Annotated in this window: 12 protein-coding genes and 6 pseudogenes; 9 read left to right on the forward strand and 9 right to left on the reverse strand. The window is 69.1% G+C overall.

The genetic code is table 11. The annotated features are described in order from the left end of the window. Nucleotides 1-21: 21 nt before the first annotated feature. Nucleotides 22-1345, reverse strand: a pseudogene (dnaA, locus tag FRZ33_RS03530) (chromosomal replication initiator protein DnaA). Between the two features lie 177 nt (nt 1346-1522). On the opposite strand from dnaA, the gene rpmH reads away from it, so the two are divergent. From rpmH to FRZ33_RS03555, 5 genes and pseudogenes are all read left to right on the forward strand, one after another. Further along, entirely contained in the window at nt 1523-1663 is a 141-nt protein-coding gene (gene rpmH / locus FRZ33_RS03535) for a 50S ribosomal protein L34 (RefSeq protein WP_146907677.1), read from the forward strand. A gap of 39 nt (nt 1664-1702) precedes the next feature. Further along, nucleotides 1703-2152: a ribonuclease P protein component gene (gene rnpA / locus FRZ33_RS03540; protein WP_227978067.1), complete on the forward strand. Its 450-nt coding sequence runs from the start codon at nt 1703-1705 to the stop codon at nt 2150-2152. Between the two features lie 52 nt (nt 2153-2204). Beyond that, nucleotides 2205-3923: pseudogene (yidC, locus tag FRZ33_RS17205) on the forward strand (membrane protein insertase YidC). Nucleotides 3924-4073: 150 nt separating this feature from the next. Further along, nucleotides 4074-5405, forward strand: a pseudogene (gene mnmE, locus FRZ33_RS03550) (tRNA uridine-5-carboxymethylaminomethyl(34) synthesis GTPase MnmE). Nucleotides 5406-5534: 129 nt separating this feature from the next. Then, nucleotides 5535-6530, forward strand: a complete 996-nt coding sequence (locus FRZ33_RS03555) for an energy transducer TonB (RefSeq protein ID WP_146907679.1) — start codon at nt 5535-5537, stop codon at nt 6528-6530. 92 nt (nt 6531-6622) lie between these two features. Here FRZ33_RS03555 and FRZ33_RS15875 read toward each other — a convergent pair whose 3' ends face one another. The 5 genes from FRZ33_RS15875 to FRZ33_RS03575 form a co-directional block, all read right to left on the reverse strand. Then, on the reverse strand, nt 6623-7285 hold the full coding sequence (locus FRZ33_RS15875) for an ABC transporter permease (protein WP_227978069.1): 663 nt from the start codon (nt 7283-7285) through the stop codon (nt 6623-6625). Then, entirely contained in the window at nt 7249-7797 is a 549-nt protein-coding gene (locus FRZ33_RS15880; protein WP_227978071.1) for an ABC transporter permease, read from the reverse strand. The genes FRZ33_RS15875 and FRZ33_RS15880 overlap by 37 nt, the downstream gene beginning before the upstream one ends. Then, complete coding sequence (locus FRZ33_RS03565) at nt 7794-8528, reverse strand: ABC transporter ATP-binding protein (RefSeq protein WP_146907682.1); 735 nt, start codon at nt 8526-8528, stop codon at nt 7794-7796. Before FRZ33_RS03565 ends, FRZ33_RS15880 begins: the two co-directional genes overlap by 4 nt. Then, complete coding sequence (locus FRZ33_RS03570) at nt 8525-9982, reverse strand: alpha/beta fold hydrolase (protein WP_146907684.1); 1458 nt, start codon at nt 9980-9982, stop codon at nt 8525-8527. Before FRZ33_RS03570 ends, FRZ33_RS03565 begins: the two co-directional genes overlap by 4 nt. A gap of 102 nt (nt 9983-10084) precedes the next feature. Further along, nucleotides 10085-10864, reverse strand: coding sequence for an FAD-binding oxidoreductase (locus FRZ33_RS03575; protein ID WP_265468712.1), 780 nt, complete (start codon nt 10862-10864; stop codon nt 10085-10087). Between the two features lie 94 nt (nt 10865-10958). On the opposite strand from FRZ33_RS03575, the gene FRZ33_RS03580 reads away from it, so the two are divergent. Then, the gene (locus tag FRZ33_RS03580; RefSeq protein WP_146907686.1) at nt 10959-11891 is read left to right on the forward strand and encodes an ABC transporter ATP-binding protein; all 933 of its coding nucleotides are present in this window, start codon (nt 10959-10961) and stop codon (nt 11889-11891) included. Beyond that, nucleotides 11891-12660: pseudogene (locus FRZ33_RS03585) on the forward strand (ABC transporter permease). The gene FRZ33_RS03580 and the pseudogene FRZ33_RS03585 overlap by 1 nt, the downstream one beginning before the upstream one ends. Before the next feature lie 46 nt (nt 12661-12706). Here FRZ33_RS03585 and FRZ33_RS03590 read toward each other — a convergent pair. Beyond that, nucleotides 12707-13498 (reverse strand): TatD family hydrolase, encoded by a 792-nt coding sequence (locus FRZ33_RS03590; protein WP_146907689.1) that lies wholly within the window; start codon nt 13496-13498, stop codon nt 12707-12709. A 100-nt stretch (nt 13499-13598) separates the two neighbouring features. On the opposite strand from FRZ33_RS03590, the pseudogene FRZ33_RS17210 reads away from it, so the two are divergent. Further along, nucleotides 13599-14318, forward strand: a pseudogene (locus tag FRZ33_RS17210) (DEAD/DEAH box helicase); the annotation flags it as partial. A gap of 204 nt (nt 14319-14522) precedes the next feature. After that, nucleotides 14523-16279: pseudogene (hrpB, locus tag FRZ33_RS03595) on the forward strand (ATP-dependent helicase HrpB); the annotation flags it as partial. Here the strand turns inward: hrpB and FRZ33_RS03605 are convergent. Together FRZ33_RS03605 and FRZ33_RS15885 are read right to left on the reverse strand one after the other, a co-directional pair. Continuing rightward, a complete protein-coding gene (locus FRZ33_RS03605; RefSeq protein WP_227978257.1) occupies nt 16204-18408 on the reverse strand; it encodes a DUF885 domain-containing protein in 2205 nt (734 codons plus the stop codon). The pseudogene hrpB and the gene FRZ33_RS03605 sit on opposite strands and share 76 nt — an antisense overlap. Further along, complete coding sequence (locus tag FRZ33_RS15885; RefSeq protein ID WP_227978075.1) at nt 18297-18689, reverse strand: hypothetical protein; 393 nt, start codon at nt 18687-18689, stop codon at nt 18297-18299. Before FRZ33_RS15885 ends, FRZ33_RS03605 begins: the two co-directional genes overlap by 112 nt. Between the last annotated feature and the right edge of the window lie 33 nt (nt 18690-18722).

An 18722-nucleotide genomic window follows, 5' to 3' on the forward strand; every position in this document is an offset into this window, starting at 1 on the left:
ACGCCCTGCCCGGTTTCCCGGTCACTCACTTAACTTGCGCAGCAGCTTGTCCCAGTCCTCGCGCAGCTTGCCGTCCAGTTCGCGCAGCTCACGCACCACCTTGCAGGCGTGCATCACGGTGGTGTGGTCGCGTCCCCCGAAGGCATCGCCGATTTCCGGCAGGCTGTGTTCGGTCAGCTCCTTGGAAAGGGCCATCGCCATCTGCCGCGGACGGGCCAGGAGCGCGTCCGCCGCTTCGACAACAGGTCCGCCATGCGCAGCTGGTAGTAGTCTGCCACGGTCTTCTGGATATTGCTGATCGACACCACCTGCTGCTGGGCCCGCAGCAGGTCGCGCAGCGTCTCCTGGGCGAACTCGGCGGTGATGGGCTTGGCCATGAAGTTCGAACGCGCCGCCAGGGTGTTGAGCGCGCCTTCCAGGTCGCGCACGTTCGAGCGCATGCGCTTGGCGATCAGGTAGGCCACGTCGTCCGGGATCTTCACCCCGCGCTCGACCGCCTTGGCGGTGATGATGGCCGCGCGGGTCTCGAAGTCCGGCGGCTCGATCGCCACGCTCAGGCCAGGTGAGGCGGGTCTTGAGCCGGGTCTCCAGGTTCTCCACTTCGCGCGGATAGCGGTCGCAGGTCAGGATGATCTGCTGCTTGCCGTCGAACAGCGCGTTGAAGGTGTGGAAGAACTCCTCCCTGGGTGGTGTTCTTGCCGGCGAAGAACTGGATGTCGTCGATCAGCAGCGCGTCCACCTGCTGGAACTGGCGCTTGAACTGGTCCATGGACTTCTCCTGCAGCGATTTCATCATCGCGCTGAAGAACTGTTCCGACCGCAGGTACAGCACGCGCATGCCGGGATTGTTGGCGCGCATCAGGTTGCCGGCGGCGTACATCAGGTGGGTCTTGCCCAGGCCCGAACCGCCGTACAGCAGCAGCGGGTTGTAGGCCTTGCCGGGATTCTGCGCGACCTGCAGCGCGGCGGCGCGGCCGAGCTGGTTGCTGCGGCCTTCGACGAAATTCTCGAAGGTGTAGTGGCTGTCGAGGTTGCCGGCGAACTCGGCCACCACCGGCGTGGCGGCGCGGGACGCGCCCGCGGCCGGCACCAGCGGTTCCGCGCGCCGGGTCGAACCCACCGCCACCGCCACCGGCGCCGGGGCGCCGACGAAGTGCGCCATCAGCTCGCGGATGCGGGCCAGGTAGTGTTCGCGCACCCGGTCCACCACGAAGGCGTTGGGGGCGTACAGGGTCAGGCCGTCGGCGCGGGCCTCGGCCTGCAGCGGGCGGAGCCAGGTGTGGACCTCTTCGGCCGGCAGTTCGGCTTCCAGTCGTTCCAGGCAGCGGGGCCAGGCAGCATCCATGTTCAAGCGAAAGTCCAGACGACAGCGGCGCCAGGGCGGCGCTGTGGATAAGTGTTCGGGGAGGGAGTCTAGCGCCGCCGGGCGGCGTCCGCCACGCTGATCTGGCTTGACGGGGTGGGGGTTGGATCGCTATAGTCGCCGGTCTTTTCCGCCCAAAACATCAACCGGGGTGCCACCATGGCCACCAAGCGTACCTACCAGCCCAGCAATCTCAAGCGCAAGCGTGACCACGGCTTCCGTGCCCGCATGAAGACCGCCGACGGCCGCAAGATCCTGTCGCGTCGTCGTGCCAAGGGTCGCGCCCGCCTGGCGGTCTGACCCCTTGCTGCCGGTTTACCGGCGGCAACCCGGCGGGATGTGCCCGGGATCGTGAACACGCTCCCACCGCCCGCCCCGAGCCCGTTTCCGCCCAGCGCGCGACTGCGCGCTTCCGCCGAATTCCAGGCGGTGTTCAAGGCGGGGCGCAAGCTCTCCAGCCCTCACCTGAAGCTGCATGCCCATGTCCGGGCCGAGGCCTCCGCGCCCCGGCTCGGCGTTGCCGTGTCCAAGAAGGTGGACAAGCGCGCGGTCGGCCGCAACCGCATCAAGCGCATGGCGCGCGAAGTCTTCCGCGGCCAGCGCGCCACGCTGCCGGCCGGCGACTACGTGCTGATCGCCCTGCCGGGCGCGGCAAAACTGGAAGCCGCAGAACTGCGCGGGCAGTTCCTGCTCCTGCTGGAACGCGCCCGGTCGTTGAAGCCGGCTCCCCCGCCCGGCACAATGCCGGCCTCCCCGGGCGCGTGCGAACGCCCCGCCTCCGAATCCTGACCGAGACCCCCAGCCCGGCCCCGGCCCTGCCGCCGGCGCCCGCCGCCTGCCCATGAACCAGACCCGTTCTTTCCTGCTCATCGCCTGGCTTGCCGTCGCCTTCCTGCTGTTATGGAATGGAACAAGGGTCCGGTCGCGCCCGCACCCGCCGTTGTCGAAGCCCCGGCCTCGGCGGCGATCCCCGCGGCCGGCGAAACACCTTCCGCCGCGGCCCTGCCGTCGGCCGGCGCCATTCCGGACGCGCCGGTGTCGGCGCCCCCGGTCGCCGCGGACGCGACGCCGGCTTCGGCCGCCCCGATCACCATCACCACCGACGCGCTGCGCCTGCAGGTGGATCCGCGCGGCGGCAACCTGGTCGGCGCCGACCTGCTGTATTACCCGGTCGACAAGGATCAGCCCGACCTGAAGGTGCGCCTGCTCGACACCACGCCGTCGAAATTCTCGGTGGCGCAGTCGGGCCTGCTGGCCACCGCCGGCAGCAGCGCACCCAACCATGAAGCGGTTTTCCGCACCGAGGACGGTCGCAGCGACTACCGGCTCGCCGACGGCGCGCAGCAGCTGGAAGTGCCGCTGGTCTGGACCGATGCCGCCAGTGGCGTGACCGTGCGCAAGGTGCTGGTGCTAGAGCGCGGTTCCTACGCCATCACCCAACGCTACGAGATCCGCAACGACGGCAGCCAGCCCTGGCGCGCCGCCGCCTACGAGCAGCTGCAGCGCGCGGTGCCGCCGGCGACCTCGACCACGTCCGGCCTGACCAACCCCGAGGCCTACAGCTTCGTCGGCGCGGCCTGGTACAGCCCGGCCGAGAAGTTCGAGAAGATCGCGATCCCCGACCTGTTCGAGGACGGCAAGCTCACCCGCGACGTCACCGGCGGCTGGACCGCCATGCTGCAGCACCATTTCGTGCTGGCCTGGGTGCCGAACAAGAACGAGGCGCAGCGTTTCGAGATGGCGCCGCTGCCCGAGTCCAACCGTTACCCTGGTGCGCGGCCTGAGCGCGCCGGTCGAGGTCGCGCCCGGCATGAGCGCCACCCGCGAGTCCACGCTGTGGGTCGGCCCGAAGCTGCAGGAGAAACTGGCGGCGATCGCGCCCGGCCTGACGCTGACGCTGGACTACGGCATCTTCACCTTCCTCGCGCAGCCGATGTTCGACTACGTGCTCGAGCCGCTGCACGACCTGACCGGCAACTGGGGCTGGGCGATCATCCTGACGGTGCTGATCATCAAGCTGCTGCTCTACCCGCTGTCGGCCAAGCAGTACCAGAGCTTCGCCAAGATGCGTGCGATCCAGCCGCGCATCGAGTCGCTGAAGGAACGTTACGGCGACGACAAGCAGAAGTTCCAGATGGCGATGATGGAGCTGTACAAGAAGGAGAAGGTGAACCCGGCCGCCGGCTGCCTGCCGATCCTGATCACGATTCCGATCTTCATCGCGCTGTACTGGATGCTGCTCGAGAGCGTCGAGATGCGCCAGGCGCCGTGGCTGGGCTGGATCCAGAACCTGACCGCGCCGGACCCGTATTTCATCCTGCCGGCGATCAACCTGGCGGTGATGTACCTGACCCAGAAGATGACGCCGACGCCGGGCATGGACCCGATGCAGAAGAAGATCATGACCTTCATGCCGCTGGTGTTCGGCGTGATGATGGCCTTCTTCCCGTCCGGCCTGGTGCTGTACTGGTGCACCAACGGCATCCTGGGCCTGGCGCAGCAGTACGTGATCACCAAGCGCCATGGCGACAAGCCGGCGGCGCCGGTGCCGGCGAAATAAATAGCCTTTGGCCGCGGATAACGCGGATAGAACCTAAAGCAACACAAGGGGGAGCGGGAAACCGCTCCCCCTTTGCGTTCCAGCGCTTCCACTTTCATTCGCGCTTGTCCGCGTAATCCGCGGCAAAGATTTTTCTGCCACCATTCCGCCATGACGCCACGCGACACCATCGCCGCCATCGCCACAGCCGCGGGAGCCGCTGGCGTCGGCATTGTGCGCCTGAGCGGACCGGGGTGCCGGATCATCGCCGCCACCCTGCTCGGCCGCCCGGCCCTGCCGCGGCACGCGCATTACGCCCGCTTCCGCGACGGCGACGGCGAGCTGATAGACGACGGCCTGCTGATCCATTTCCCGGCGCCCCATTCCTACACCGGCGAAGACGTGCTCGAACTGCAGGGCCACGGCAGCCCGGTGCTGCTGGCGCGACTGCTGCGCCGTTGCCTCGAGCTCGGCGCCCGCGGCGCCCGGCCCGGCGAATTCACCGAGCGCGCATTATGGAAGGACGCCTGGACCTGGCCCAGGCCGAGGCCGTGGCCGACCTCGTCGCCGCCGGCAGCGAGGCGGCGGCGCGTGCGGCGCGGCGTTCGCTGGAGGGTGAATTCTCGAAAAAGGTGGAGCAGGTGGTCGAAGGGCTCACCGGCCTGCGCGTGTGGATCGAGGCCGCGCTCGATTTCCCGGACGAGGAGGTCGATTTCCTGGCCGCCCCGGAACTGCAGCAGCGCCTGCAGGCCGTCGCCGCCGACCTGGCCGCGCTGCGCGCCGCCGCCGAGCGTGGCAAACGCCTGGTGGACGGCCTGCACGTGGTGATCGCCGGCGCACCAAACGCCGGCAAGTCATCCCTGCTCAATGCGCTGGCGGGCGAAGAGCGCGCCATCGTCACCGAGATCGCCGGCACCACCCGCGACCTGCTGCGCGAACGCATCGTCGTGGACGGCATCGAACTCACGCTGGTGGACACCGCCGGCCTGCGCGAAACGCCCGAACGGGTGGAGCAGGAAGGCATCCGCCGCGCCCGCGCCGAACTCGAACGCGCCGACCTGGTGCTGGCCGTGCTCGACGACAGCGCCGGAGCCGGCGCGCCGCTGGCCCTGCCGCCCGGCCGGCCGGTGCTTTGGCTGCACAACAAGTGCGACCTCAGCGGCCACGCCGCAGCCGCGGAAACCCGGGTCGATGGCCGGCACCTGTGGCTGTCCGCACAGACCGGCGAGGGTCTGGACGCGCTGCAGCGTGCGTTGCACGACGCCGCGGGCCAGGGCGAGGGTGCCGAGGGCGCGTTCAGTGCCCGGGCCCGCCACCTGGAGGCGCTGGATCGCGCCGCCGGCTGGCTCGAACGTGCCGCCACCCAGCTGCACCACGGTGCCGGTGAACTGGCGGCCGAGGAACTGCGCCAGGCCCAGGGAGGCGCTGGGCGAAATCACCGGGCGGGTGGACGCCGATGCGCTGTTGGGGCGCATATTCAGCGACTTCTGCATCGGCAAGTAGCGGCCGGGGCCTTGAAAACGGGCAAATCTGTGCGCCACGTCGCGCTCGGGAACGTTGCCGCCTTGACAAACCGGCCAAAGTCTTATGTGCTGAAGGTCATGTTTCGTTCATCTGTTTCAGGGGAAAGCCATGACCGCTCCGATCTCCTCGTCCTCCAGCGCCCTGCGCTGGGGCATCGCCTTGGCCTTGGGCCTGACGCTGGCCGCCTGCTCCAAGGACGAGCCGGCCGCGCCCGACGCTGAGCAGGCCGCCGCGCCCGCCCAGCCCGCCGGGCCCACCGCCGAGGAGATCGCTGCGCAGGAGGCCGCCCAGGCCGCCCAGGCGGCCGTTGCCGCCCTGAGCCCCGAGGAACTGCGCAGCCGCGGCAGCCAGGCCCTGCGCGAACAGCGCCTGTACGCCCCGGCCGGCGACAACGCCATGGAGTACTACCTGGCCCTGCGCGCGAAGAGCGACAAGCCGGACGCCTCGGCCGAAAGCGCCCTGATCGACCTGATGCCCTACGCCATCATCGCCGCCGAACAGGCCATCGGCCGCGAGGACTTCACCGAAGCCGAACGCCTGCGCGCCCTGATCGAGAAGACCGACGCCCAGGCGCCGGCCCTGCCGCGCATCACCGACTCCATCGCCAAGGGCCAGGCCGGCGTCGCCGACCGCGCCGCGCAGGAACTCGCGCGCGAAGAGCAGCGGGCACGTGAAGCCGAAGCCGCCGCCCAGCGCGCTGCCGCCGAAGCCGCCGCTGCGGCCGCCGCGGCCGCAGCGGCGCCGACCACGCCGACGCCCGCCCCGACGCCGGCACCCGCGCCGGAACCGGTGGCGCCGCCGCCGCAGCCCGTGACCCCGCCGCCGGCCGCCACGCCGCCGCCGGTCGCCCGCGCCAGCACCCCGGTCGGCGTGCGCACGCCGCAGCCGGCCTACCCGCGCGATGCCATCCGCGCCGGCATCACCGGCGAAGTGACCGTCGAGATCAGCGTCGCCGCCGACGGCAGCGTCACCGACGTGCGCGTGGTCCGCGCCCAGCCGCGCGGCCAGTTCGAGCGTGGCGTCGTCAGCACCGTCCGTGGCTGGCAGTTCGAACCCATGGACGGCCCCGCGACCGTCACGCGCACCTTCACCTTCCGCCCGTAAGCGGAAAAACGACGCGCAAAAAAAGGCCCGGCAATGCCGGGCCTTTTTTTGTTCCCACGACCCGGCCCGCAACGGGCCGGGCCTTGCCGGTGTCAGGCCGACACCGCCAGCTGCTCGCGGTGGTAGATGCGCACCGCCACCCACACCAGTGCTGCCGCCAGCACCAGGCTGGCGCCGAAGCTCAGCGCGAACCGCAGCAGTTCCACCACTTCGCCACGCGCCAGCTCCATGATCAGCACGTTCTGCGACAGCAGCGGCACCGCCGCCATCCACATCTCGGCCTTCATCGGATTGATCATCAGGATCACCGACGGCAGCATCGGCAGCAGCATCAGCAGCGACAGGTAGGTCTGCGCCTCGCGGTAGGACTTGGCGTAGGCCGCCACGATCGTCTGCAGCGCCGCGAACACCATCACCAGCGGCACCATCAGCAGGCCCGAACGCAGGATCAGTCCGCTGCCGAACTCGATCTTCATGCCCAGCCGGTCGAGCGGGATGTACTGGAACGCGATCGCGAACGCGACCAGGCTCAGCATCATGCTCACCATCGCGAAGCCGAAGGTCGCGCCCAGCTTGCCCAGCACGATCTGCGCACGCGTGGCCGGGTTGGCCAGCAGCGGCTCCAGCGACTGCCGCTCGCGTTCGCCGGCGGTGGTGTCGATCGCCAGGTACATGCCGCCCAGGAAGGCGCCCAGCACCAGCAGGTAGGGCAGGAAGCTCAGCAGCTGGCCGGCGCGCTGCTGGGTGCTGGCCACGTCGCGGAGGCGACCACCACCGGCGAAACCACCGCCGGATGCAGGCCGCGCGCCGCGACCCGCAGCGCCGCCTGGGTACGGGCGTAACCTTCGAGCAGGCCGGTGATGCGCGCCACCGGCGCCCGGCCGTCCTGGTCGGAGCTGTCGAACTGCAGCACCACCTGCGCGGTCTCGCCCTTGCGCCAGTGCTCGGGGTAGTCGGCGGGAATGACCAGCACCGCGCGGGCGTCGCGGCCGCGGATCGCCGCGTCGACGTCCGCCGGGGCCGGCTTCACCACCACGCTCTGGCGTTCCAGCCAGGCGACCAGGTTGGGCGCGTGTTCGGCGCCGACCACCGGCAGCTCCAGCGGCTTCTCGGCGCTGTCGAGCTGCTTGGTGATGATGAAGCCCATCATGATCGCGAAGAAGATCGGGCCCAGCAGCGGCCCCATCACCAGCGCGTTGACGACGGTCTTGCGGTCACGCAGGTTCTCGGTGACTTCCTTGAGGAAAACAGTCCAGGCCGCGTTCATGCCATCAGTCCTTCTTCGGTGCCGATCGCCTTGACGAAGGCGTCCTCGAGATTGCTTTCGCCGGTCATCGCCCGCAATTCATCGGCGGTGCCTTCGGCGACCACCTTGCCGTGGGCGATGATGACGATGCGGTCACACAGCGCGGCCACCTCCTGCATGATGTGGCTGGAGAACAGCACGCAGCGGCCTTCGGCCTTGAGCTGCAGCAGGAAACGCCGCATGGCGCGCGTGGCCATCACGTCCAGGCCATTGGTCGGCTCGTCCAGGATGACGTTGCGCGGGTCGTGCACCAGGGCGCGGGCGATCGCGGTCTTCACCCGCTGGCCCTGCGAGAAACCCTCGGTGCGGCGGTCGATGATGTCGCCCATCTCCAGTGCCTTGGCCAGCGCCTCGGTGCGCTGCGCGATCAGCGCGTCGTCCAGCCCGTGCAGCCGACCGAAGTAGCGGATGTTCTCGCGGCTGCTCAGCCGCTTGTACAGGCCGCGCGAGTCCGGCAGCACGCCCAGGCGCCGGCGCACGCCGGTGGGATCGACGGTGGCGTCGATGCCGTCCACCAGCACCTGGCCGCGGTCGGGTTTCATCAGGGTGTAGAGCATGCGCAGCGACGTGGTCTTGCCGGCGCCGTTGGGGCCGAGCAGGCCGGTGATCTGGCCGTCGTTGGCGGTGAAGCTGACGCCATCGACCGCCTTCACGGTGCCGAAGGCCTTGTGCAGGTCGCGAACCTCGATCATGGCTCGGCTCCGTTGTAGTTGATGAAGAAGGGCGACGCGTCCAGCACGTCCAGGCAGGACGCATCCAGCCCCTTGGGGTCGAGCTTGTCCACGAACTCCGCCGCCAGCCGCGGCATGCAGCCGCGCGGCAGCAGGATGTGGCCCTGGCCCTTGCCGACCAGGTGGCGCGCGTTCGTCAGCGACGCCAGTACCTGGTCGCCGTAACGCGGCGGCGTCACCGGATCGAACTCGCCCGAGAGCAGCAGCACCGGCACATCGGTCTTCAGCGGCTGGTTGAAGTCCTTCGACACCGGGCCTTTCGGCCATACCGCGCACTGGTTGATGGTGACGCCCACCAGCGCGTTGCCGAGGATCAGGTCCTCGTCCTCGTCGCGGTTGCCCAGGCGTGCGGCGTCTTCGGCGCAGATCACCGACAGCTGCATGCCGTGGTTGATCATGCCGGTCAGCGAGTCATAGATCAGCGTCGCCTGCGCCACCAGCGACTGTGGCCGGCCCTTGATCGCCTCGTCGATCACCAGCGGCAGCAGCGCCGCGGTTTCGGGGCTGTAGGCCAACATCCGGGCGATGGTGACCACCGCCGCCTCGTCGAGCTTGAGCTCACGCGCGCCGTTGCCCAGCGGATCGCGCATCGCCACCGGCAGCGGCGCGGCGCGGGCCTGGTCGCGCAGCGTGTACAGGCTGCGGTAGGGGTCGCCGAAGGCCGCGGCGCAGGCAGGTTGGTCGGCGCAGCGGGCCAGGATGGCCTTCAGCGTCGTCTCCAGGTTGATGCTGTGCTCGCTGCCCAGCGCCAGCTCGGGCGGCACCACGCCGTCGAGCAGGATGCTGCGCACCGCGTCGGGATGCAGGCGCGCATATTCCTGCGCCATGCGGGTGCCGTAGGAGCCACCGTAGAGGTTGAGCTTCGGCGCGCCGATCGCCTGGCGCAGCGCTTCGATGTCGCCGGCGGCGACCGTGGTCGTGTACATCGCCACATCGGCATCGAAGGAGGCCAGGCAGTCGCTCGCCAGCTTCGTCTGCACGGCCGGATCGGTGGCCAGGGATTCGGCCATCTCTCCCGGGAACTCGCAGGCCAGGCGATGCGATCCGCCGGTGCCGCGCTGGTCCACGAAGATCAGGTGGCGCTTGTCGCGCATCCGGGCGAAGGCACCGGCCATCTGCGCGTAACTCTCCGTGGCCGACTGGCCGGGGCCGCCCGCGAAGTAGATCACCGGGTCGGGCTCGGGTTCGGCGGCGCGCGCCGCCACCAGGCCGACCTTCAGCGAGAGCTTGCGGCCGTCGGGTTTGCCCGGGTCCTCGGGCACCTCCAGCGTTGCGCATTCGGCGCGCGTGGTGGCGCCCGTGCCGGGCTGAGACAGTTCGCAGGGCGTGAATTCAAGGCTGCCCAGGGTGGTCGCGGCGGCGGGCGCGGAGGCCAGCACGGACGCGAGGGCTAGTGGCAACAACAGCGGTTTCATGGCATCCCCATGTCTGGGCCGGATCGGCCGTCAGAATGACAGACGATGGGGAGGCCGAAACGTGACAGGCCGGACGATCCGGGCCGGCCGCCGCTGCGTGGACTACTTGCTGCTGACGTACTTCTCGCGCCGGATGTGCGGCACCGGCAGCCCGGCCGTCTTCAGCGCCTCGAAGCAGGCATCGACCATGTTCGGGTTGCCGCACAGGTAGGCGATGTCGCCTTCGGCATTGGGCGCGAATTCGGCCAGCACGTCCTGCACATAACCCTTGCGCACGTCGGGGTGTGCGTTTTCCGGCAGCTCGCGGCTGAAGCAGGGCACGAAGCGGAAATTTGGATGGCCCTCGGCGAAGGCGGTGAAGTCCTCGCCGTACAGCAGCTCGGCCGGCGTGCGGCAGCCGAACAGCAGCACGACCTCGATGCCACGCTCCTGCATCAATTCATGCAGGCGCGGCAGCATCGCGCGGTAGGGCGTGACGCCGGTGCCGGTGCCGATCAGCAGGTAGCGCTTGTTGGCATCGGCCGGCATCAGGCAGAAACGGCCGTAAGGGCCGCTGGCCTGGATCTGCTGGCCTTCGTCCAGGGCCTCGAACAGCGCGGTGGCGGCGCCGCCGGCGACGTAGCTGACCGCGATTTCGACGGTTTCGCCCGGGCCCAGCGCATGGTCGTGCATGGTGGCCAGGGAATAGCTGCGTTTGGTCGGGGTGCCGTCGGGATAGGTGAAGTGCACCTGCACGAACTGCCCCGGGATGAAGTCCAGCGGCAAGCCGTCGTCACGGGCGAAGGCGAGGTGGCGCACGGTCGGCGCGAGCATGCGGCTGCCAACCAGGCGGAGGGGGAAATGCACGATGGCCAAGCGGGGAACTCCGGAATTGGGAAACACTGTACCGCCGCGGTTCCGGGGTCCGGGGCGGCCAGGCGCCTATAATAAGCCCCCGCAGACCTCCGGCGCAGCGCCGGCGTGGTCCAGGAGCCCCATGCAGACCCATCCCGCGCTGGAGGTCACCGACCTCCGCAAGACCTACGCCACCGGCGTCGAGGCCCTCAAGGGTATTTCCCTGTCGGTCGCGCCCGGCGACTTCTACGCCCTGCTCGGCCCCAACGGGGCCGGCAAGTCGACCCTGATCGGCATCGTCAGTTCGCTGGTGAACAAGAGCTCCGGCGACGTGAAGGTGTTCGGCATCGACCTGCACGCCAACCGTTCCGAGGCCATGCGTCAGGTCGGGCTGGTGCCGCAGGAGATCAACTTCAACATGTTCGAACAGCCCTTCGACATCTGCGTGAACTACGCCGGTTTCTACGGCATCCCGCGCGCGGAAGCCGAGCAGCGTGCCGAAGAGGAACTGAAGAAGGCGCAGCTGTGGGAAAAGGCGCGCACCATGTCGCGCACGCTCTCGGGCGGCATGAAGCGCCGGTTGATGATCGCCCGCGCGATGATGACCCGGCCGCGCCTGCTGATCCTGGATGAACCGACCGCCGGCGTGGACATCGAGATCCGCCGCGGCATGTGGAAGACGCTGAAGGAAGTGAACGCCGCCGGCACCACCGTCATCCTCACCACCCACTACCTGGAGGAGGCGGAGAACCTGTGCCGCAACCTCGCCATCATCGACCGCGGCCGCATCATCGAACAGGGCCCGATGCGCGCGTTGCTGGCCAAACTCGACGTCGAGGGCTTCCTGCTCGACATCGACGGCGAACTGCCGGCCGTTTTGCCCGTCATTCCCGGCGCAACCCTGATGGCCGAGGACGACCACACCCTGGACGTGGAGATGCCGCGCGAGATGGACCTCAATCGCGTGTTCGCGGCGCTGGGCGAGGCGGGCATCCGCGTGCGTTCGATGCGCACCAAGTCCAACCGGCTGGAGGAGCTGTTCGTGCGGCTCACCGGCCAGCCGGAGGTGGTTTGATGAGCTCCCCCAACCTGGTCGCGATCCGGACGATCGCGCGGCGCGAAGTCAACCGCATCCTGCGCATCTGGGGCCAGACCCCGGTGCCGCCGGCGATCACGATGACGCTGTACTTCCTGATCTTCGGCAACCTGATCGGCAGCCGCATCGGCACCATGGACGGCATCACCTACATGGACTTCATCGTGCCGGGCCTGGTGATGATGGCGATCATCCAGAACGCCTACGGCAACATCAGCTCGTCCTTCTTCGGCGCCAAGTTCGGCCGCCATGTCGAGGAACTGCTGGTCAGCCCGATGCCGAACTGGGTGATCCTGGGCGGCTACGTCGCCGGCGGCGTGCTGCGCGGCCTGATGGTCGGCGCGATCGTGCTGGTGATCGCGATGTTCTTCACGCCGGTGCGCATCCCGCACCCGCTGATCACGCTGAGCACGGTGCTGCTGGGCGCGACCATCTTCTCGCTGGCCGGTTTCGTCAACGCCGTGTACGCGAAGAAGTTCGACGACATCGCCATCGTGCCCACCTTCATCCTGACCCCGCTGACCTACCTGGGCGGCGTGTTCTATTCGGTGAAGCTGCTGCCGGACTGGGCCGAGGCGGCCACGCACCTGAACCCGATCTTCTACATGGTCAACGCCTTCCGCTACGGCCTGCTGGGCCAGAGCGACGTGTCCATGCTGATGGCCTATACGCTGATGATCGGTTTCGTGGTGGCGCTGGCCGCGCTGGGCCTGTGGCTGCTGAAAAAGGCGTCGGACTGCGCAGCTGAGAACGCTGGGCCAGCGCGCTCATAGGCGCGCTGCAGCAGCGCCCGGTCAACCGGGCAGGCGGAAGAACGCGCGTGCCGCCGCCGTGGTTGCCGCGGCGGTGACCGCCACGTCCTCGCCACGATCGCGCGCCAGCTCCTCGACGATGTGTGCCAGGTACATCGGTTCATTGCGGCGGTGCGAGGGCATCGGCCGCACCGTGCGCGGCAGCAGGTAGGGCGCGTCGGTTTCCACCATCAGCCGGTCGGCGGGGATGTCCTTGACGAATTCGCGCAGGTGCCGGCCGCGGCGTTCGTCACACAGCCAGCCGGTGATGCCGATGAAATAACCAGCATCCAGCGCCTCGAAACACTCCTCGCGGGTGCCGGTGAAACAGTGCACCACCGCCGGGCCGATGCGGCCGTCGAAGTCCTTCATGATTGCCATGAAGTCGGCATGCGCGTCGCGCTGGTGCAGGAACAGCGGTTTGCCGGTGTCCACCGCCAGCTGCAGCTGGCGCTCGAAGGCGCGGCGCTGTGCCGGCCGCGGCGAGAAGTCGCGGTGGTAGTCCAGGCCACATTCACCCACGGCGACCACTTCCGGCAACGCCAGCAGGGCGCGCATTTCGGCATCGGCCTCGTCGGTGTATTCGATCGCATGGTGCGGATGCACGCCGGCGGTGGCGAACAACTGGCCCGGATGCGCCCGCGCCAGTTCCAGCGCACGCACAGCGCCCTGCCGGCTGGCGCCGGTGACCACCAGCTGCGACACGCCGGCCAGGCGCGCACGTGCCAGCACGGCATCGAGGTCGTGGTCGAAACTTTCGTGGCCCAGGTTGGCGCCGATGTCGATCAGGTCCATGTGCGGGGAGGCTCCGTTCCGGCCGGCGATTCTACCGGCAGCGGTCGCCGGGCGAGGCATGGCGCTCGACGCGGCGCGCCGCGCTCACTAGCCTAGCGCGGTGACAACACCGTCCCGCCCCGATTTCCCGATCGCCGAACTGCTGCCGGCCCTGCTCGACAGCCTGGCGGAACATCCGCGCCTGGTGCTTGAGGCCCCGCCCGGCGCCGGCAAGACCACCCAGGTGCCGCTGGCCCTGCTGGATGCGCCCTGGCGCGGCGACGGCCGCATCCTGATGCTGGAACCGCGGCGCGTGGCCGCGCGCGCTGCCGCAGGGTTCATGGCGAAGCAGCTGGGTGAACAGCCCGGCGACACTGTCGGCTACCGCATCCGCTTCGAGTCGAAAGTCTCGGCGCGTACCCGCGTCGAGGTCGTCACCGAAGGCATCCTCACGCGCATGATCCAGGACGACCCCACGCTCGAGGGTGTGGCGGCGATCGTGTTCGACGAATTCCACGAACGCCACCTCGCCGGCGACCTCGGCCTGGCGCTGGCGCTGGACGTGCAGGCGCAGCTGCGCGAGGACCTGCGCATCGTGGTGATGTCGGCCACGCTCGACGGCGAGAAGCTGGCGCGTTTCCTCGATGCGCCGCGCCTGACCAGCGCCGGCCGCAGTTTCCCGGTGACCACGGTGCACTTCCCCGCGCGCCGCGACGAGCCGCTGAACGCGCAGCTGCGCCGCTGTGTCGAAGAGGCTTTGGCCAAACATCCCGGCGACATGCTGGTGTTCCTGTCGGGGCAGCGTGAGATCGGCGAGGCGATGGCGGCGTTGCAGTCGGTCGTGACGGACAAAGCATCCCCTCTCCCCAACCCCTCTCCCACAAGGGGAGAGGGGCTTTCCGGCATTTCTCCCTCTCCCCTTGTGGGAGAGGGGCTATCGGGCATTTCTTCCTCTCCCCTTGTGGGAGAGGGGCTTTCAGGCATTTCTCCCTCTCCCCTTGTGGGAGAGGGCCGGGGAGAGGGGTCCCGGTCCCGCGAAGTCGTCCTGCTGCCGCTGCACGGCGAATTGCCCGTCGAAGCCCAGTCCGCGGCCCTCGCCCCCGACCCGCAGGGCCGCCGCCGCATCGTGCTGGCCACCAATGTCGCGGAAAGTTCGGTGACCCTGCCCGGCGTGCGCGTGGTGATCGACGCCGGCCTGGCGCGCGAACCCCGCTACGACCCGAACTCCGGCTTCGCCCGGCTCGACACCGTCAGCATCTCGCAGGCCTCGGCCGACCAGCGCGCCGGCCGCGCCGGCCGTGTCGCCGAAGGCTGGGCCTATCGCCTGTGGCCGCAGTCGCAGCGGCTGGAAGCCATGCGCACGCCGGAAATCGCCCAGGTCGAACTGGCCGGGCTGGCGCTGGAACTTGCCGCCTGGGGCGAAAGCACGCTGCGCTTCGTCGATGCGCCACCGGCCGGCGCGCTGGCCGCCGCCCGCGAACTGCTGCAGCGGCTCGACGCACTGGATGACGAGCAGCGCATCACCGCCTTCGGACGTGAACTGCTGGCGCTGGGCACACATCCGCGGTTGGCGGCGATGCTGAAGGCGCCGCGCGATCCGAAAGAACGTGCCCTGGCCTGCGACCTTGCCGCGCTGGTGGAAGCGCGCGACCCGCTGCGCGAACGCAGCGACGGCCTGGCGATGCGCTGGCAGGCACTGGCGGCCTTCAGGAACGGTCGCGCTCCCGGCCATGCCAACCGCGGCGCGCTCGCCGCCATCGACGCCGCGGCGAAACAGTGGCGCCGCCGCCTGCGCTGCGATGCCGCACCGCCCGCCGACGCGCCAGCCCATCTGCTCGGCGACCTGCTGGCGCACGCCTTCCCGGACCGCATCGCCCGCCAGCACCCGTCCGAACCACGCCGCTACCAGCTGGCCAACGGCCGCATGGCGCGCATCTTTGACGACAGCGCGGTGTTCGGCGAACCCTGGATCGTCGCCAGCGAGCTGCGTTTCGAAGCCAAGGATTCGCTGGTGCTGCGCGCCGCGCCGGCGGACGAACAGCGCCTGCAACGTGACTTCCCGCAGCGTTTTTCGAAGGCGACGTCGTGCGCTGGGACAGCAGCGCGCGGGCGCTGGTGGCGCGACGCGAGCGACGTTTCGACCGGATCACGCTGGAAAGCAAACCCGCGGGCCGGCCCGACCCCATGCTGGCCGCGCAGGCACTCACCGAGGCCGTCGGCGAACTCGGCCTGGACGCGCTGCCCTGGACCGACGGTCTGCGACAGTGGCGCGAACGCGTACGCTGCCTGCGCGACTGGATGCCCGAACTGGGCCTGCCGGACCTGTCCGACGACGCCCTGCTGGCGACGCGCGAGCACTGGCTGCGCCCCGCCTTCGCCGGCAAGGCCCGGCTGGACGCGCTGGGCGAGGACGAGCTCGGCGAGGCACTCAAGTCCGGCCTGGACTGGTCGCTGCGGCAGAAGCTCGACAGCCTGGCGCCGCGCCGCATCACCGTGCCTTCGGGCATGGAACGCGGCATCGAATACGCGCACGGCAGCGCGCCGGTGCTGGCGGTGAAGCTGCAGGAGCTGTTCGGCCTGGCCGACACCCCACGCGTCGCCGACGGGCGCGTGCCGCTGACCCTGCACCTGCTCTCTCCCGGCGGCAAACCGCTGCAGGTGACCCAGGACCTGCGCAGCTTCTGGGCCAACACCTACCCGGAAGTGAAGAAGGAAATGAAGGGCCGCTACCCGCGCCACCCCTGGCCGGACGACCCCTGGACGGCGACGGCCACGCACCGCGCGAAACCCCGCGGCACCTGAGGCCGGCGCCGCCTCCGCGCCCCGTTCATGTCTTTGGGTTTAGTCTTGGGCAGCAAGCCCGACACACGATCCAGTCCCCTCAACGGAGATCCGCCATGAGCAAGACGAAAGAGATCGTTTCCCAGGCCATCGCCAAACTCGGCAACACCGGCACGGCCGCCAAGAAGGCCTGGGACAAGTCCGACCTCACCAGCAAGGCCAGCGCCCTGGTCGGCGCCGGTGCCAGCCTGGCCGCCGCGAAAAGGGTGGCGCCGCAGCAGTGAAGGCCGTGAAGAAACATCCGGTGGGTGCCGCCGTCGCCGCCGCCGCGCTCGCCGCGGTGGGTGCCGCCGTCTACGTCGCCAACAAGCGCAAGGGCGCGGCCGCCAAGCCGGGCTCGAAGCAGATCGCGGCGAAGAAGGCGACCGCCAAGAAAGCCGTCGCGAAAAAGGCCGCGGTGAAGAAAGCACCGGCCAAGAAGGCCGCCGCGAAGAAGGCCCCGGCCAAGAAGACCGCCGCCAGGAAGTAAACGAGAAGGGCGCCTTGCGGCGCCCTTCCGGTTCAAGTGCAGGGGTCAGCGTCGGTTCTCGGGAGGTTTCCGGTAAACCGACGCTGGCCTTTTCACTCTTCGCTGCGCATTCCGCCTGGGTCGCGATCCAGGCATCCATGCGCGCCTCCAGCGTCGCCAGCGGCAGCGCCCCTTCGGCCAGCACCGCGTCGTGGAAGGCACGCAGGTCGAACTGGTCGCCCAGGATCGATTCAGCGCGCGCCCGCAGCTCGCTGATCTTGAGCTGGCCGATCTTGTAGGCCAGCGCCTGGCCCGGCGTGCTGATGTAGCGGTCGATCTCGTTGGCGATGTCGAGTTCGGCCTTCGGCGCGTTGGCCGCGAAGTAGTCGATCGCCTGCTGGCGCGACCAGCCCTTCGAATGCAGCCCGGTGTCCACCACCAGCCGCACCGCGCGCCACATGTCGTAGGCCAGCTGGCCCATGCGGTCGTAGGGGTCGGTGTACAGGCCCATGTCGTACCCCAGGCGTTCGGCGTACAGGCCCCAGCCCTCGACGAAGGCGGTGAAGCCGCCCTGGCGACGGAACATCGGCTGGTCCGGCATTTCCTGCGCCAGCGCGATCTGCAGGTGGTGGCCGGGCACGGCCTCGTGCAGCGACAACGCCATCATTTCCCAGCGCGGGCGTGATTCCGGCTTGTACAGGTTCACGTAGTAGTAGCCCGCGCGCAGGCCGTCGCCCGACGGGCGTTGGTAATAGGCCGTGGTGGTGTCGGGCGCGGTTTCGGCGGGGATCGGAATGATGCCGTAGGGCGTGCGCGGCAGTTTGCCGAACACTTTCACCAGTTCCGGGTCGATGCGCCGGCTCATCGCGCGGTATTCGGCCAACAGGGCCTGCGGATCGCTGTGGAAGAACTTGGGATCGGTGCGCAGGTGCGTGAAGAATGCCGACAGGTCGCCCTTGAAGCCGACCTCGTCCTTGAGCTTCTCCATTTCGGCGCGGATGCGCGCGACTTCCTGCAGGCCGATGTTGTGGATCTGGTCGGCGCTGAGGTCGGTGGTGGTGTAATAACGCGCCAGGTAGTCGTAATACGCGCGGCCATCGGGCAGGTCGCCGGTGGCGACGGATTCGGTGCTGGCCGGCAGGTATTCGGTATTGAAGAAGGTCTCGAAACGTTCCAGCGCCGGCAGCACGACCTCGGCGATCGCGGCCCGGCCCTCGGCCTGGAACTTCGCCTGTTCGGCCGCCGACAGCGACGGCGCCATCTTGCGGAAGGGCGCGTAGAAACTGCTGTCCTCGGCCTTGGCCACGCGCTGCGCGGCGATCTGCGGCGGCACCCGCGACATCACCGCCTTCGGCGGCACCCAGCCGGTGGCGATGCCTTCGCGCATCTGGGCGATGGTCTGGTCCATCAGCCTGCCGTAGCTGCGCAGGCGGGCGATCCAGTCGGCGTAGTCCTTCGCGGTGTTGAATCGCAGGGCCGGTGCCATCTGCACCGCGGCCAGGTGCGGGCCGCCGCGCTGGTCCACCGGCATCAGGTCGTTGCGGAAGGCGAAACCGGCGATGCGGGTTTCCAGCTGGCGTTTGTAGATGGCGTGGTTGAGCTGGTCTTCCGGCGACAGCGCATTCGGATCGATCGCCAGCAGCGTGGCCAGCGAGGCGCGGGTGTCAGCCTGGTCGCGTTCGCGGGCGGCGGGGATTCATCCGGCCAGCGGTCGTTGTAGCGCGGGTCGCCGAAATAGCTGGCCATCAACGGATTGCGTTCCAGGCTGCGCTGCCAGTCGGTCTCGAACAGTTCGTGCAGGCGCGTGCTTGCCTGGCTCGAGGTCGCGGCGACGCCGGGCTCGGCGGCCATGGCGAAGGAAATGGGCGTGGCGCCGGCCAGCGCAAACATCAGCGCCCCGGTGAGCAGGGGGTGTCGGATCATTCGGTGCGTACTCCGGTGAGAGGGCAATGAAGG

Source organism: Arenimonas daejeonensis, from assembly GCF_007993735.1.
GTDB lineage: Bacteria > Pseudomonadota > Gammaproteobacteria > Xanthomonadales > Xanthomonadaceae > Arenimonas > Arenimonas daejeonensis.

Excerpts from the sequence above, each read along its gene's own strand:
- rpmH (WP_146907677.1), top strand. The coding sequence starts at position 1,523 with ATGGCCACCAAGCGTACCTACCAGCCCAGCAATCTCAAGCGCAAGCGT.
- FRZ33_RS03555 (WP_146907679.1), top strand. The coding sequence starts at position 5,535 with ATGACCGCTCCGATCTCCTCGTCCTCCAGCGCCCTGCGCTGGGGCATC.
- FRZ33_RS15880 (WP_227978071.1), bottom strand. The coding sequence starts at position 7,797 with ATGAACGCGGCCTGGACTGTTTTCCTCAAGGAAGTCACCGAGAACCTG.
- FRZ33_RS03565 (WP_146907682.1), bottom strand. The coding sequence starts at position 8,528 with ATGATCGAGGTTCGCGACCTGCACAAGGCCTTCGGCACCGTGAAGGCG.
- FRZ33_RS03570 (WP_146907684.1), bottom strand. The coding sequence starts at position 9,982 with ATGAAACCGCTGTTGTTGCCACTAGCCCTCGCGTCCGTGCTGGCCTCC.
- FRZ33_RS03580 (WP_146907686.1), top strand. The coding sequence starts at position 10,959 with ATGCAGACCCATCCCGCGCTGGAGGTCACCGACCTCCGCAAGACCTAC.
- FRZ33_RS03590 (WP_146907689.1), bottom strand. The coding sequence starts at position 13,498 with ATGGACCTGATCGACATCGGCGCCAACCTGGGCCACGAAAGTTTCGAC.
- FRZ33_RS15885 (WP_227978075.1), bottom strand. The coding sequence starts at position 18,689 with ATGATCCGACACCCCCTGCTCACCGGGGCGCTGATGTTTGCGCTGGCC.